This is a genomic window from Leptolyngbya sp. GB1-A1 (assembly GCF_039962475.1).
Classification (GTDB): Bacteria; Cyanobacteriota; Cyanobacteriia; order Elainellales; family Elainellaceae; genus Leptolyngbya_A.
Genome location: NZ_JAMPLI010000004.1, coordinates 169357 through 183060 on the forward strand (window position 1 = coordinate 169357; position 13704 = coordinate 183060).

A 13704-nucleotide genomic window follows, 5' to 3' on the forward strand; every position below is an offset into this window, starting at 1 on the left:
GACACGCTCTCATTCCTTCACGGCTCACCAGCCTCATCCACCCATCCACCCATCCACGCTCTAATTCTCCCGTCGCACCGCGCTCTCATGCCAGTTCCGCAGTAGATAATCCGACAAAACGGTCAGCACCACGAAAATCATCACGCCCAGCATCGTTGTCATTAGCAGAGCCGCAAACATCAGGGGAATTTGTAGATTAAAGCTCGCCATCAGGATTTGATAGGCAATGCCTGATTGAGTTCCACCTGTGCCCGCGACAAACTCTGCCACCACTGCGCCAATCAAAGCCAGTCCGCCGCTAATCCGTAGTCCACTAAGGAAATAGGGCATCGCGCTCGGAAGCTGAAGATGCAGCAGCGCTTGCCAGCGAGAGGCTTTGTAAAGCTGAAATAGGTTAGTTAAATTGTGGTCTGCGCTGTTTAGCCCCACAGTTGTATTTGACAGAATTGGGAAGAATGCCACGATCCAGGCGCATACCGTCAGCGAAACTGCAGTCGAACTGTCGCCCGGCACAATTTGCCGCACCCAGAGAATGATCAGCGGGGCGATCGCGACGATCGGCGTGGTTTGCAGCACCACGGCATAGGGAAAGAAACTGCGCTCGATCCATTTGCTCTGGGTAAACAGCACCGCTACTAGCAGCCCGGAAACCACCGCCGCGATAAAAGCAAAAATTGTAATCTTCAGCGTGATCAGCAGCGACGGAAACAGCGTACCCCACTCCTGAAATAGGGTTTGCAGCACCAGAATTGGACCCGGTAGCAGATAAGGCGGTGTATTCGTAACGCGCACGCCCACTTCCCAGAGGGTCAGCATTATCAGCCCTACGGCGATCGGGGCAAGAATTTGCGGGGACAGCAGACGATCGATCCACCGGGGCTTTTTGGGCTGTTGAGCAACCAAAGGAGCTTTTAGCGTATTGGAATTCATCGTGCTCCCTCGCTCATTGGTACAGAGGGTAGATCGGCAGGCTGCCAGGGTTCAAGCTCTGGATCAGTGCCCATCGAGAGCGTTGTAGACAGGCGGCGGTAGTAGTTTGTAAAGGCAGCAGAGGCACGAAACGCTTCTGTACGGGGGTAAGGCGCATCGATCGCCACATCTGCCACGACCCGACCCGGACGCGCTGCCATTACCACGACGCGATTTGAGAGGTAAATGGCTTCGTAGATATTGTGGGTCACAAAAATGACTGTCCACTGCATCTGCTGCCACAAATCGAGCAAATCGCTGTTGAGCTTGCTGCGGGTCATTTCATCCAGTGCGCCAAAGGGTTCGTCCATCAGGAGCAGTTCGGGTTTTGTCACCAGGGCACGGGCGATCGAGACGCGCATTTTCATCCCGCCGGACAACTCACGCGGATAGCACTTTTCAAATCCCCGCAGGTCTACGCGCTCAATTGCTTCGGTTACTGCTGATGCGGTCGCTCGTTTGGTAAGTCCCGCCAGCTTCAGAGGAAGGCGGACATTCTCCTCGACCGTTGCCCAGGGCATCAGAGCTGCTTCCTGAAACACATACGCCAGTCGATGATTCGGATTACCCCAGGACACATTGCCCGTCGTCATTTTGCCCAAGCCTGCAATCAGCCGCAAAACGGTACTCTTGCCGCAGCCCGAAGGACCAAGCAGACTGATAAATTGCCCCTGGGCGATCGCGAGATTCAGATCTTGCAGGGCAACCGTACCGTTGGCGTAGACTTTGTTGACGTGACTGAGGGTGATTTCAGGCATTCCTAAACAAGCTCCTGAACCGCACTGTAGTTTGCAGATCGATCGTCAATCCTGGCTAAGGCTAGGACTTGTAGGCATCCACGCCTTTATTCACAAATTGCAGGGTATAGGCCTGGGTGTAGTCTGTTTCCTTTTTAAACACGCCCTGCGCCGACATGGTATCGAAGAAAGACTTCCAGCGATCGTCGGTCATCGCGCCAATGCCCTTCGCTTCAGCATCGCCCGAACTGACAATGCCGTATTCCTTCATCTTGGCAATCCCATAGGCAATTTTGTCGTCGGTCATTTTGGGATTGTCTTTTTTGATCAGCTCATTGCCCGGCGTGGGGTCACCTTCCAGATAGCTGTACCAGCCCTTGATCGACGCATCCACAAATCGCTGGACTAAATCGGGATTTTGCTCGACCAGTTCCCGTTTACACTCGATCGTTGTGGAGTAGGGATCATAGCCGGAGTCTGCCAGCAAAAATACCAGCGGCTTAAAGCCCCCTTCTTTCTCGATGACCATCGGCTCCGAACTGAGATAGCCCTGCTGCGCCGAGGTTTTATCTGCCAGAAACGGACCCGGATTGAAGTTATACGGGCGCTTCTGGCTATCGGTATAGCCGTACTTGGCTGACAGGAAGGGCCAGAAGGTGACATTTGCCGCCGAGGAGATAAAGATCGGCTTGCCTTTGAGGTCTTCCAGTGTTTTCACGCCCTGATCCGGGTGAACAATCAGCACTTGCGGGTCTTTCTGGAAAAGCGAGGCAACGGTGACTTTAGGAATGCCTTCTTCGATCGCTTTAATCGCGTCTGAGCCATAGCCCATAAAGAAGTCGATCGCTCCGCCCATCAAGAGCTGAGTGCCGTTCACCTGCGGACCACCCATTTTGACCGTGACATCCAAGCCATAGTCTTTGTAAATTCCGGTGGCAACTGCCTGATAAAAGCCGCCGTGTTCTGCCTGAGCGTACCAGTTTGTGCCGTAAGTAATCTTGGTGAGTTCACTGCTTGCAGGGCTGGCAGCCGGAGAACTGGCAGTAGGCGATTCTGTTACAGCGGGCGGTTGGCTACTCGCACAGGCAGTTACAATGCTGCTTCCGACCGTCAACGCGCCGTACTGCAAAAATTTGCGGCGATTTATTCCAGCAAAGAAAAGCGAATCTCTTGAGCGACTCATGCCATTACCCTCTTAATCGGTAAATCCTGGTTTTAAAGAAACGTGAAGCGACCCTCACTTGAACCTACTAAAACCAATGCTTGCTGATTGTACCTTCAGCTACTTTTTCGCTCAGAGCGATGCACTACCCACTCCATCACCTGGTCGCCCAGTCGCAGATTGCTCAGCCGATCGATTTCTCGAATTCCGGTGGGGCTAGTCACGTTTACTTCTGTTAGGTATCCCCCGATCACATCGATTCCCACAAAATACAGCCCATCGCGCTGCAACGTTGGAGCCAGTTCTGCACAAATTTGCCGATCGCGATCGGTCACTTCTGCTGCCGCCACACGCCCTCCGACTGCCATATTGCCGCGAAAGTCTTTTCCGGTGGGAATGCGATTGACCGCGCCGATCGGCTCGCCGTTGAGCAGAATCACCCGCTTATCGCCGTCTTTGGCTTCGGGCAGGTAGGCCTGTACCATGATCGGGTAAGTCTGCTGCTGCGTACTGATCTCAACCAGCGAGTTGAAATTGCGATCGTCCGGCTGCACAAATAGAATGCCTTCTCCTGCCTTGCCGCCCAAAGGCTTCATCACAGCTGCGCCCTGTTGCTCGACAAACTGGCGAATCACCTGTTTATCCTGCGCCACGATCGTCTCTGGAATCACCTTGGTGAATTGCAGCGCGTACATTTTTTCGTTGGCAGCTCTCAAGCCACCGGGCGAGTTGACCACTAGCGTTTTCCTCGGATCAACGTAATCCAAAATGTAAGTTGCGTAAAGATAAGGCACATTCACAGGCGGGTCAGTTCGCATGAATACCGCATCCATTGCTTCCAGGGGCAGCAAAACCTGTTCGCCCACCTGAAACCAGGGATTCTCTGCCTGCCAGCGTCCCTCGACCAGTTTGACTGGCTTCAGCTTGACCGATCGCAGCAATCCATACGCTTTGCCCGACGACACACTGAGCAGCTTTGCCTCCGTGATCCAAACCTCATGCCCTAACCCCTGTGCCGCCTCCATTAACGCCACACTCGTATCGTGACCGGGATCAAGGCGATCGATCGGGTCAATAATAAATGCAAATTTCACAAAGACGACTCCGAAAGAGGGCAGAAAAAAGCGTTCCGATTAAGCTTGCAGCATAGGGTCAAGCTTGCCACTTGCATTGAGGGCATATAGATCATCGCAACCGCCCACATGCTGCCTGTCAATAAAAATTTGGGGAAGACTGCGCCGCCCGTTTGCCCGCTTCGCCATTTCCGCCCGAGCCGCCTCATCGCCATCAATGCAGTATTCTTCAAAGTCCACTCCCTTTTGCTTCAGGAGGGCTTTTGCCCGAATACAAAAAGGGCAGGTACTCCAGGTATAAATCTCAACTTCAGCAGCCATAAGAAATGTCCGTTCCGCTGTGCTTGCAACAATTATCTTTATCTTCCCCTAGTGTAAGCCAATCGCGCGATGCAAGCTGGGTTTCAGGCAATGGGGCGAGAAATCGAGCGATCGAGCGCAGGTTATTGAAACTCAGTTTTGCTGCAAGGAGAATGACGCGGTTTCGATCGCTTGGGGTAGTGCCCGGGCAGAGATCAGAGCAGCACTCCGGCAGGAATGTCGATCGAAACCCTAATTTCTTCAAAGGGTTTGCATCGATTTCAATCTAGTAAGCCATAATTGACGAAGTTTTCTGCTAGAGTGCTTGATCTCGTATGCTCAAATCCTTGATGTTCAAGTCTTTCCTGCCGCTGATGGTTCCCGCAACGCTGGCGATCGGCTCATGGGCCGCTATCGCTCAAACGGCTGTCGCTCAAACTGCATCTTCCCAGTCTTCTCTCTATCGTCCAATTCCAATGCCGTCGAGCAATGAGGTCAGCGATAGCATCACAGACCAGGACATTCCTACTGGCTTTGGCGGGTTTGCGCGAGACTATCTGGTGGACTTCAAGGAAGGCGATCAGGTCGTGATTGATTTGACTTCAGACCAGTTCGATACCATCCTGACTCTGATTGCGCCTGATGGCTCAACCGTTGCTGAGAATGACGATGGACCCGACGGCACGACAAATTCGCTGCTGTTTGCTCGCGTTACTCGCCCCGGCAATTACATTGTGCGCGTCAGTCCTTATGCTGGACAAGGTGTAGGTGCGTTCACGCTCAAGGTAACAAAGCTCCGCCCAATCTAATCGCTGCGATCGCAAGCTGTGGTTCTTCCATTCGCAACCCTATGGTACGGGGTACAATCTAGCGACCTAGTCTAGCTCTGAAGAACGGAGAACCACAGGTTTACAGTCAGCCGGAAAAGCAAACAAAAAGCTTGCCAATCTTTCCTAAAGTTTGCTAATTTAATTAAGCACACAAAGCACGCCCTGCCGGGATAGCTCAGTTGGTAGAGCAGAGGACTGAAAATCCTCGTGTCCGCGGTTCAAGTCCGCGTCCTGGCATACTTTTCAGAGATCGACCAAAAAATCTTCACGAAGTTCGCTTACTTTGTACCAAGCAAATCATGGTTTGGGCAATGCGAGCTTGCAGTCAGATTGCTTAGTAGGGGGATTCAAATCCGGCGGATTCGTCAAAGGAAGCCACATCTGCTTGGTAATCCCTCTGCTCCTGATATTCGCCGATCGCGTGATAGACCGCTATCAGCAGAAATTTTCCGATCGTTCAAAGGATTGGCTTTACGAAAAAGCCTTCTACGATCTGGACAGAGATAGGCAGTAGCAGTAATCGAATACGCATTAAAGAACGCCAACTGCTTAGGGCAGCCAATGTTCTAAATTTGCCGTCATCCAACCCGGTTAAATTAGTAATATGCAGCGTTGTTATGGCGTAATTGCGACCTTAATCACCTTTCGATCGCGCATGTCACAAAACACTTGCTCCAGGTTTTTAAGCGGCTGCCGATCGCTAACCATTAGTTCAAAGGGCAGGGTGCAGCTTGCCAGCATTGCTACCGCTTCGCGCACAAAGAAGGGAGTATTGTGAAACACGCCTTTGAGGGTAAGTTCGCAGTAGTGAAGCTGCTCGGTGCTGACGGTGATGGACGTGTCGCGGGGACAGCCGCCGAAGAGATTAACTGTAGCTCCCGGACGGCCAGAGGCGATCGCCGTTTCCCAAACTTGAGGTGATCCGGTCGCTTCGATAATTACATCTGCACCCCAGCCATCGGTCAGTTCTTTTACAGCGGCAGGAATGTCTGTGACTTGACGGTGATTAAACGTGCGGACTGCGCCAAACTGTTTACCGATTTCCAGCCGTTGATTGCTGCCGCCAAACAGGAAAATTTCTGGGGGAGCCTGCCGCTGCTGATCTCGGTTGCCCGTGTAACCCAAGCTCAATGCTGCCACAAACATCAGCCCGATCGCTCCATCGCCCAACACAACTACGCGGTCGCCCGGTTTCACATTTGATCGTGCGACGCCGTGCAGTACACAGGCAAGCGGTTCAGTCAAAGCTGCCAGCGCATCGGGGAGTCCTTCAGGAATCGGGAGGAGGTTGTCTCGGACGATCGGGGCAGGGATTTTGAGGTACTCGGCGAATGTACCGTTGTTGAAGCACAGGTCAGTGCAGAGGGAATATTCCTGTTTTTTGCAGAAGAAGCACTCGTGACAGGGTGCAGAATTATTTGCCACAACGCGATCGCCCACCTTCCATCCCGTTATGCCTTCGCCCAGGGCCACAATTTGTCCGGCGGCTTCATGTCCAAACAGGGTCGGAGGCTTAAGCATTCGGGCATGACCACCCCTGCGCCAGACTTTGAGATCGGTGCCGCAGGTGGTTGCTGCGTTGACGCGAATGATGACTTCTCCCGGGGCGGGAGTTGGGTCGGCAACCGATTCGAGCCGCAAATCTTCCTGACCGTACAAAACTGCTGCTAACACGAGTCGCTGTCCCAAACACTGAACTTCCTGATTTTACGGGAATTTGGAAAGCACTGAGGCGATCGCAGCGGATATTGGACGAGTATGAGAGGTACTCCATGCAGGATGCGGCAACGCTAGAGAGCAGTGTTTTTTGCGGAATTGACGATTCTGTGCAGCGATCGCTCTACCAATGCTCGAATTGCTAGATTTAGTCCACCTCACTTCCTTATTTTTGTGAAAGCCGAAATTCCTTCAATCTTCAAAGTTTCCCCGGATTGACTTGCATTTAATTGACCTGATCGAGGGGACTGAAAGCTTTAACCACCAACAAAACAAAATTGTGTTACCCGGCAACTCAGAATTAATGAGCTAGAGAGGCAGTTCGGACGGTCATCGTCGTAAAATACTCAGGCTTGTGGCAGCAAATAACTACAGGAAAATTTCATGGAACCAATCAAAATTGGCATTATTGGCGGCAGCGGGCTTTATAAGATGGAAGCACTCAAGGACGTTGAAGAAGTAGAAATTGACACGCCCTTTGGGAAGCCCTCGGATGCGCTGATTGTCGGAACGCTCGATGGAACCAGGGTGGCATTTCTAGCACGGCATAACCGCAATCACACGCTGACGCCCTCGGAACTTCCGTTTCGGGCAAACGTCTATGCAATGAAGAAGCTCGGCGTGGAATATTTGATTTCAGCGTCAGCAGTCGGTTCACTGCGGGAGGAGGCAAAGCCCCTCGATATGGTGATTCCTGATCAGTTTATTGATCGCACTAAAAATCGCGCCTCGACCTTTTTTGGCGAAGGTATTGTGGCACATATTGCGTTTGGCGACCCAGTTTGTCACAAGCTGGCGGGCGTGTTGTCTGAGGCGATCGAGAGTCTAGACTTGCCCGATATCACACTGCACCGGAGCGGAACCTACGTTTGTATGGAAGGTCCGGCTTTCTCGACCAAGGCAGAATCCAATCTGTATCGAAGCTGGGGCGCAACGATTATTGGCATGACGAATTTGCCCGAAGCGAAGCTGGCGCGGGAAGCCGAAATCGCCTATGCCACCCTTGCCCTTGTCACCGACTACGACTGCTGGCATCCTGACCACGACAGTGTGACTGTCGATCTCGTGATCGCCAATCTCACCAAAAATGCCGTGAACGCCCAGCGAGTGATTCGAGAAACGGTGCGCCGTCTCAGCGCAACCCCGTTTGTCTCTGATGCTCACTCTGCTCTAAAGTACGCCATTATTACGCCCCTCGACAAAGCTCCTGTCGAAACCAAAGACAAACTCCATCTACTATTACAAAAGTACCTATGAATCGGTCATATCTTTTGGGATTATCTGCCATTGGGGTGCTGCTTACCACTTCGCCTATGCTGCTGTCTGCGCCAGGAATGGTTCAGCCTGCGCTTGCTCAGCGCGTCGTTGAAGTCACACCGCCTAGCAACAGCACCAATGTTTCGCCCAATGCCTTTATCTCGGGGCAGTTCGACGCCTCGGGGACGATCGATGTCAGATCAGTTCGCATCTTTGTTAACGGCCAGGATGTGACGAGCCAAAGCTCGGTAACGCCCAATTTCTTTACCTACCGTCCTACTCAGAGCTTGCCCTCTGGAGTCAATCAGGTGCGGGTGGAATATCGCAACAACAACGGCGAACAGCGGACGCTTGCCTGGTCTTTCTCGGTGCAGGGGCAGCCGCTTCAGCTTACATCTGTTACCACTAATGCCGGAGTTGCACCGCTGAATACAGGTTCAACCCTGACTGTGACGATCAATGGCACTCCTGGACTGCAAGCCTCGGTGCTGCTGGTTCAGGATGGACGAACCGTACGTGAATTGCCTGCAACGGAGACTTCGTCGGGCGTGTATCGGGTCAACTACACAGTGCAGTCGGGCGATCGCTCAGCGGAAACGGCAATCCTGGCACGTCTGCGTCGTCAAACCCAATCCGTTTATGGGGCAGTGGCTCAGCCTGTTGCCTTTAATACCTCGGTCGGAACACCTCCAGGGGGAAATACGGGCGGCAATCCCGGAGGAAATACAGGTGGCAACACGGGCGGTAATACTGCCGAACTTCAACCCCGATTCACCAACTATCAGGACGGCGGACGAGTCGGTAGAAACGGCTTTACGCTGGTGGGTCAAACCCGACCGAATGCGAGAGTTCAGGTAAATATCCTGGGTAGCGCGACCGTCCTCGGCGTTCCCGTAGGTGGGGAAGTGATTGTTGATCGGGAATTTACCGCAGACAATAACGGACGGTTTGAAGTGACAGTTCCGCCGCCCAGAATTGCGGTTCCGGGATTACGCTATCGAATTCGGGCAACGGCGATCGAGGGCAACCAGGTCAGCCAGACGACCGAGATTATTTTGCGCCAGCAAATCGAACGTTAAGTGCGCCAGCAAATCGAACGTTAGATGCGCCAGCAAGTCGAACGTTAAATGCGCCAGCAAATCGAGCACTAGACTGAAACCGCCGCTCAACTTCTGCATTTTCAGGAAGACAAACCCATGCCAAAACTCCAATCCCGGATGCTGACCCTGATTTCAGGACTTCTAAGCGCAATCATGCCGCTGGCTGCAACAACTGCACTGGCTGCCGGACGGGTGACGTGGAAGTACAAAATCTTTCGGGGGTCGGTTCCGGTTGAGGAGTTGACGGCTCTGGCGGAGCAGGGTGAGGTATCACCAACGCTGGAAAGGCTGATGAAGCGATCGGGACAAAACCCGACTGATGTGCAGGAAGCCCTGAGCCGGGAGGTTAGGGTCGATCAGGTTATGCTCGATCGCTTTTTGAACAGTCCGCTGGGTGAGGTTACCCTACGGCAGCTAAGTGATTACGTTCATACCCCATCCCGGACGGCCGATACTCAGGCAATGCGGGCGGCTCTCGTTCTATCTGCCAGCGAGGACGATCGAATTAGCCTGATCGAAGTGGTGCAAAATTACCCGGCGGGCGCAGTCGTGGTCGAAGGCGATCGAATTGCAGAAGCCGCCGAGCTGCTAAATACCCTCCAGGGAGGGCTGCAAAATCTCCTGGAGGGCTTTCGCTTATTCTAATTTGCTCGTTTGAACCAGTTTCTCTCTTTGAACTCGTTTCTCTTAATAAGAGCAGCTAGGTAAGAGCAGTCTTGTGCGATCGTCTCCAGCTCCATTTCTGGAGGCTCATTCTTATTGCAAGCTTTTATATTAGTAGGCTAAAGTTTCCAGGGTCTCGCGCAGGTAGCGGCTAACGAGCTGGTCAAGGGTCTGCTCAGCAGTATGGAACGTCAGCGATCGTTCTGCCTGCCACCGGTGGAAACCAGAACTGGCTGTAATGGCTTGCTTGAGGTTGTCCCAAATCAAATCATCCGAAAACGAAGCGGGGGCGGACGAAGGAGAAGTCATAGTTACCTGCAAAACTGCTGTGAGTGTGAGAAATAAGGCGATACCTACTCACAGCATAGCGTAGCCCTACTGATTGGCTGTGCTGTAGAACACGGATCTCAGCCTTTTGCAGGGCTTTTTACATGAAACTGGGCAGAATCAAGCCTGAGAAATACAGGCTTCTGTATCTTTTCTGATAAAAGTGATAAGGGAAGCGAAAGGTCCTTTATGGCTGACTCACACCCCGAAATTGATCTCGCTGGCTTTATCGAGCATGCCCTGCTAACTCCAACGGCAACCCCTGAGGATGTCTCACGCTGTTGTGCAGAAGCCGATCGCTATAAGTTTGCGACAGTTTGTGTCTATCCTACCCATGTGAAGCAGGCAGTCGAGATCCTGCGTAATAAGTTTCCTAAAATTTGCACGGTGATCGGGTTTCCGGCAGGTGCAACGACTTCGGCAGTCAAGCTTTATGAGGCTCAGGAAGCCGTCGAAAACGGAGCCAGCGAGCTGGATGTGGTGCTCAATTTAGGCTGGCTAAAGGTCGGCAAAACCAACGAGCTGCACCATGAACTGGCAGAAATCTGTGAGTTAGGCCAGCCTGTGAAGGCAATTTTGGAAATGGCACTGCTGACCGACGACGAAAAAAAAATGGCAGCCGATGTTTGTTTAGATGCAGGAGTGGCTTACCTGAAAACGAGTACGGGCTGGTTTGGCGGCGCAACGATCGAGGACGTTAAGCTGCTTAAGCAGTTCACTAAAGACCGGGTAGGCATCAAAGCAGCGGGGGGAATCCGTACCGTTGAGCAAGCGATCGACCTGATTGTGGCAGGCGCAACCCGGTTGGGCACTTCGCGAGGCGTCGAACTCATGCGCCAACGCGATACCCTGAAGTAGGGGAGGCGACACGCGGAAGGACTATGAGCGGAACCTACAAGGCGATCGGAATTAATCTCAAGAGTACGCCCCTGGGTGAGTCCGATCGGCTGCTGACGATTCTGACCGAGGAATTGGGGCTACTGCGAGTGGTCGCGCCTGGTTCACGCAAGCATAAGTCCAGTTTGGGTGGACGCAGCGGCTTATTTGTGGTGAATAATTTGCTGATTGTCAGCGGCAAGAATTTAGATAAAGTGATTCAGGCAGAAACCGTCGAGTCGTTTCCCGGGCTGAGCCAGGATCTGAAAAAGCTCACAGCAGCTCAATATCTGGCGGAGCTTGCCCTCTATCAAGCTCTCAGCGAGCAGTCTCAGGCAGATTTATTTCACTTGCTGTGCGAACATTTGACCCGACTGGAAACGCTATCCGGAATTGTGACGCTGCCCTGTCTGGTTCACGCCATGTTTCATCTGCTGGCCCTTGCCGGAATTGCGCCTCAGGTGTTTCGCTGCGGTGTCACTCAGAAAGAAATTACTCCTGATTTTTCTGACCCAGATTGGCGCACGGGCTTTAGCAGTGTTGCGGGTGGTGTGGTGCTGCTGTCGGAGTTGGCCAATCTGCGTCTCGACACGGCTCCTCCGCGTAAAGCCCCGTCTGGTGCGCCGAAGATTCTTTCAGATCACCCCCACGAGGGAACTGCTTCGCATCGCACTACAAATTTCACCCAAACTCCCCCAGAGCTACATGCCCAAATCACTGCGATCGAGCTATACCTGCTTCAGCAGTTGACGAAACCCGACTTGCTAGAAACACTGATGCAGGCTGACCCTCCCGCCTTTGCTTCTAATCAGATTTGGCTTCCCATCGAGCGGATTCTGCGTCACTATGCTCAATATCACTTCGACCGACCGATTCGCTCGGCTACCCTGATTGATCCCTGTTTTGCTCCGGCTAGTGACCTTTCTCTCCAGAAACTATGATGCGATCGTTTGACAATCTCCCAACTTCAGCGTCCATTTCTCGATCTAATCCGCTTAATCCTGGGATTGGAGAAGGGTGTGGAGGCATGGCAGCGGACTCAGGACAGTTGGGCCTGGGACAGCCGCATCTGGGACAAGTCAACCGTCAGAATTCCAGTCCTTCTTCGTCTCGGCTACCGGACTATGTGCTATGTGCCGATGGAGACGATCGTTTTGATCCATCTGCTGACCTCGGTGTCATTTCGCAGTCTACCGTTTCGGACTCGTCGCAGAAAACCTGGGACGGTCAAACTCACCTCGGTCGGTCTGAGCAGGGAAACAAAGCAGCAGGAAATCACTTAAACGGCTCCAATGGTACTGGGGGGAACGGCAACGGTTCTCATGGCAGCGATCAGAGCCAGCAGGCAACCGCTTCGGAGCCGGGATTGGTGCCCGTGCTAAAGAACCGCGCCTTCCTTACCCTTTGGGGCGGGCAGGTGTTTTCTCAAATTGCTGACAAGGTTTATTTAGTGCTGATGATCGCTCTGATTGCCAATCGCTTTCAGGCAGCGGATCAATCGATTAGCGGTTGGGTATCATCGCTGATGATCGCGTTCACGATTCCCGCTGTACTGTTTGGCTCGATCGCTGGGGTTTTTGTCGATCACTGGCGCAAGCGGGCAGTGCTGGTATCCACGAATCTGCTGCGGGGCGGACTGGTGCTAAGTGTGCCGTTTCTGCTCTGGATTTCGCAGGGCTGGAGTGCTTTGGGCGGTCTGCCTGTCGGATTTTTGATAGTGCTGGGCGTGACGTTCCTGGTCTCAACGCTGACGCAGTTTTTTGCTCCGGCTGAGCAGGCAGTGATTCCGCTGATTGTCGATCGCCGTCATTTGCTCTCGGCAAACTCGCTCTACACCATGACTATGATGGCATCGGTGATTGTGGGATTTGCCCTAGGAGAACCTTTGCTGGCTCTGGCAGATATGATTGCTGCACCGATCGCCGCTCAGTTTCACTTGCCTCCAGCGATCGGGAAAGAAGTTTTAGTAGGCGGCAGCTATGTGATTGCGGGACTGATGCTAATCTTCCTGCAAACGAATGAAAAGACGATCGACTCTGACGAATCCCTACCTGATGTCTGGAATAACATTCGCGACGGGTTGCGCTATCTGAAGGAGAAGAGCCACGTTCGGGCAGCCCTACTGCATTTGGTAATCTTGTTCTCGACCTTTGCGGCTCTGGCGGTGTTGGCAGTGCGCTTGGCAGAAGTCATGCCGGAAATCAAATCTTCCCAGTTTGGCTTTTTGCTGGCGGCTGGCGGCGTAGGAATGGCGATTGGGGCAGTGGTGGTCGGACAATTTGGGCAGCGGTTTACGCGCAGTCAGTTGAGCCTGTATGGGTCGATCGGCATGGGTGTTGCGCTTGCCCTGATTGCGGTGACGGCTCATCGTCTGATCATTATGCTGCCGCTGCTGGTGCTGCTTGGGTCTTGTGCGGCGATTGCCGGAATTCCCATGCAGACCGCTATTCAGGAAGAAACCCCAGAAGAGATGCGCGGCAAGGTGTTTGGGCTACAAAACAATGCTATTAACATTGCGCTGAGCCTGCCGTTGGCATTAGCAGGGGTAGCAGAAACATTCTTTGGGCTGCGGGCAGTGTTTCTGGGACTAGCCGTGCTGGTAATCGGGGGTGGAACGCTCACCTGGTCAATTTCTCGGAAGTAGAATGTTGCAGAAGGGACAGGACACACTAAAATCCTTAATACAAGATTTAA

At 52.9% G+C, this 13704-nt stretch carries 14 protein-coding genes and 1 tRNA gene; 8 read left to right on the forward strand and 7 right to left on the reverse strand.

Annotated elements, in window-relative coordinates:
* Nucleotides 1–60: 60 nt before the first annotated feature.
* From NDI45_RS06320 to grxC, 5 genes are all read right to left on the reverse strand, one after another.
* Complete coding sequence (locus tag NDI45_RS06320; RefSeq protein ID WP_347277831.1) at nucleotides 61–816, reverse strand: ABC transporter permease; 756 nt, start codon at nucleotides 814–816, stop codon at nucleotides 61–63.
* A gap of 110 nt (nucleotides 817–926) precedes the next feature.
* Complete coding sequence (locus tag NDI45_RS06325) at nucleotides 927–1727, reverse strand: ABC transporter ATP-binding protein (protein ID WP_348246787.1); 801 nt, start codon at nucleotides 1725–1727, stop codon at nucleotides 927–929.
* A 61-nt stretch (nucleotides 1728–1788) separates the two neighbouring features.
* Nucleotides 1789–2889: an ABC transporter substrate-binding protein gene (locus NDI45_RS06330; RefSeq protein ID WP_348246788.1), complete on the reverse strand. Its 1101-nt coding sequence runs from the start codon at nucleotides 2887–2889 to the stop codon at nucleotides 1789–1791.
* Between the two features lie 95 nt (nucleotides 2890–2984).
* Complete coding sequence (gshB, locus tag NDI45_RS06335; protein ID WP_348246789.1) at nucleotides 2985–3962, reverse strand: glutathione synthase; 978 nt, start codon at nucleotides 3960–3962, stop codon at nucleotides 2985–2987.
* Nucleotides 3963–4001: 39 nt separating this feature from the next.
* Nucleotides 4002–4262, reverse strand: a complete 261-nt coding sequence (gene grxC / locus NDI45_RS06340; RefSeq protein WP_348246790.1) for a glutaredoxin 3 — start codon at nucleotides 4260–4262, stop codon at nucleotides 4002–4004.
* A 329-nt stretch (nucleotides 4263–4591) separates the two neighbouring features.
* Here grxC and NDI45_RS06345 point away from each other — a divergent pair, with 329 nt between their 5' ends.
* Both NDI45_RS06345 and NDI45_RS06350 read left to right on the forward strand, forming a co-directional pair.
* A complete protein-coding gene (locus NDI45_RS06345; protein ID WP_348246791.1) occupies nucleotides 4592–5050 on the forward strand; it encodes a PPC domain-containing protein in 459 nt (152 codons plus the stop codon).
* A gap of 185 nt (nucleotides 5051–5235) precedes the next feature.
* Nucleotides 5236–5308, forward strand: a tRNA-Phe gene (locus NDI45_RS06350).
* A 378-nt stretch (nucleotides 5309–5686) separates the two neighbouring features.
* Here the strand turns inward: NDI45_RS06350 and NDI45_RS06355 are convergent.
* On the reverse strand, nucleotides 5687–6745 hold the full coding sequence (locus NDI45_RS06355; protein ID WP_348246853.1) for an alcohol dehydrogenase catalytic domain-containing protein: 1059 nt from the start codon (nucleotides 6743–6745) through the stop codon (nucleotides 5687–5689).
* A gap of 426 nt (nucleotides 6746–7171) precedes the next feature.
* Here NDI45_RS06355 and NDI45_RS06360 point away from each other — a divergent pair, with 426 nt between their 5' ends.
* From NDI45_RS06360 to NDI45_RS06370, 3 genes are all read left to right on the forward strand, one after another.
* Nucleotides 7172–8044: an S-methyl-5'-thioadenosine phosphorylase gene (locus NDI45_RS06360; protein ID WP_348246792.1), complete on the forward strand. Its 873-nt coding sequence runs from the start codon at nucleotides 7172–7174 to the stop codon at nucleotides 8042–8044.
* The gene (locus NDI45_RS06365; protein ID WP_348246793.1) at nucleotides 8041–9123 is read left to right on the forward strand and encodes an Ig-like domain-containing protein; all 1083 of its coding nucleotides are present in this window, start codon (nucleotides 8041–8043) and stop codon (nucleotides 9121–9123) included. The genes NDI45_RS06360 and NDI45_RS06365 overlap by 4 nt, the downstream gene beginning before the upstream one ends.
* 117 nt (nucleotides 9124–9240) lie before the next feature.
* Nucleotides 9241–9789, forward strand: a complete 549-nt coding sequence (locus tag NDI45_RS06370) for an alpha/beta hydrolase (protein ID WP_348246794.1) — start codon at nucleotides 9241–9243, stop codon at nucleotides 9787–9789.
* 129 nt (nucleotides 9790–9918) lie between these two features.
* Here the strand turns inward: NDI45_RS06370 and NDI45_RS06375 are convergent, their stop codons facing one another.
* Entirely contained in the window at nucleotides 9919–10116 is a 198-nt protein-coding gene (locus NDI45_RS06375; RefSeq protein WP_190793738.1) for a hypothetical protein, read from the reverse strand.
* A gap of 207 nt (nucleotides 10117–10323) precedes the next feature.
* Here NDI45_RS06375 and deoC point away from each other — a divergent pair, with 207 nt between their 5' ends.
* The 3 genes from deoC to NDI45_RS06390 all read left to right on the forward strand — a co-directional run bounded on the left by deoC (nucleotide 10324) and on the right by NDI45_RS06390 (nucleotide 13654).
* Nucleotides 10324–10992 (forward strand): deoxyribose-phosphate aldolase, encoded by a 669-nt coding sequence (gene deoC, locus NDI45_RS06380; RefSeq protein ID WP_348246795.1) that lies wholly within the window; start codon nucleotides 10324–10326, stop codon nucleotides 10990–10992.
* A gap of 23 nt (nucleotides 10993–11015) precedes the next feature.
* The gene (gene recO / locus NDI45_RS06385; RefSeq protein WP_190793740.1) at nucleotides 11016–11951 is read left to right on the forward strand and encodes a DNA repair protein RecO; all 936 of its coding nucleotides are present in this window, start codon (nucleotides 11016–11018) and stop codon (nucleotides 11949–11951) included.
* Between the two features lie 86 nt (nucleotides 11952–12037).
* Complete coding sequence (locus NDI45_RS06390) at nucleotides 12038–13654, forward strand: MFS transporter (RefSeq protein ID WP_190793741.1); 1617 nt, start codon at nucleotides 12038–12040, stop codon at nucleotides 13652–13654.
* Nucleotides 13655–13704 lie beyond the last annotated feature (50 nt).

Coding starts and splice junctions, on each gene's coding strand:
- NDI45_RS06330 (WP_348246788.1), bottom strand. CDS start 2,889: ATGAGTCGCTCAAGAGATTCGCTTTTCTTTGCTGGAATAAATCGCCGC.
- NDI45_RS06375 (WP_190793738.1), bottom strand. CDS start 10,116: ATGACTTCTCCTTCGTCCGCCCCCGCTTCGTTTTCGGATGATTTGATT.
- NDI45_RS06345 (WP_348246791.1), top strand. CDS start 4,592: ATGTTCAAGTCTTTCCTGCCGCTGATGGTTCCCGCAACGCTGGCGATC.
- NDI45_RS06325 (WP_348246787.1), bottom strand. CDS start 1,727: ATGCCTGAAATCACCCTCAGTCACGTCAACAAAGTCTACGCCAACGGT.
- NDI45_RS06365 (WP_348246793.1), top strand. CDS start 8,041: ATGAATCGGTCATATCTTTTGGGATTATCTGCCATTGGGGTGCTGCTT.
- NDI45_RS06370 (WP_348246794.1), top strand. CDS start 9,241: ATGCCAAAACTCCAATCCCGGATGCTGACCCTGATTTCAGGACTTCTA.
- recO (WP_190793740.1), top strand. CDS start 11,016: ATGAGCGGAACCTACAAGGCGATCGGAATTAATCTCAAGAGTACGCCC.
- grxC (WP_348246790.1), bottom strand. CDS start 4,262: ATGGCTGCTGAAGTTGAGATTTATACCTGGAGTACCTGCCCTTTTTGT.
- NDI45_RS06320 (WP_347277831.1), bottom strand. CDS start 816: ATGCTGACCCTCTGGGAAGTGGGCGTGCGCGTTACGAATACACCGCCT.
- deoC (WP_348246795.1), top strand. CDS start 10,324: ATGGCTGACTCACACCCCGAAATTGATCTCGCTGGCTTTATCGAGCAT.
- NDI45_RS06360 (WP_348246792.1), top strand. CDS start 7,172: ATGGAACCAATCAAAATTGGCATTATTGGCGGCAGCGGGCTTTATAAG.
- NDI45_RS06390 (WP_190793741.1), top strand. CDS start 12,038: ATGGCAGCGGACTCAGGACAGTTGGGCCTGGGACAGCCGCATCTGGGA.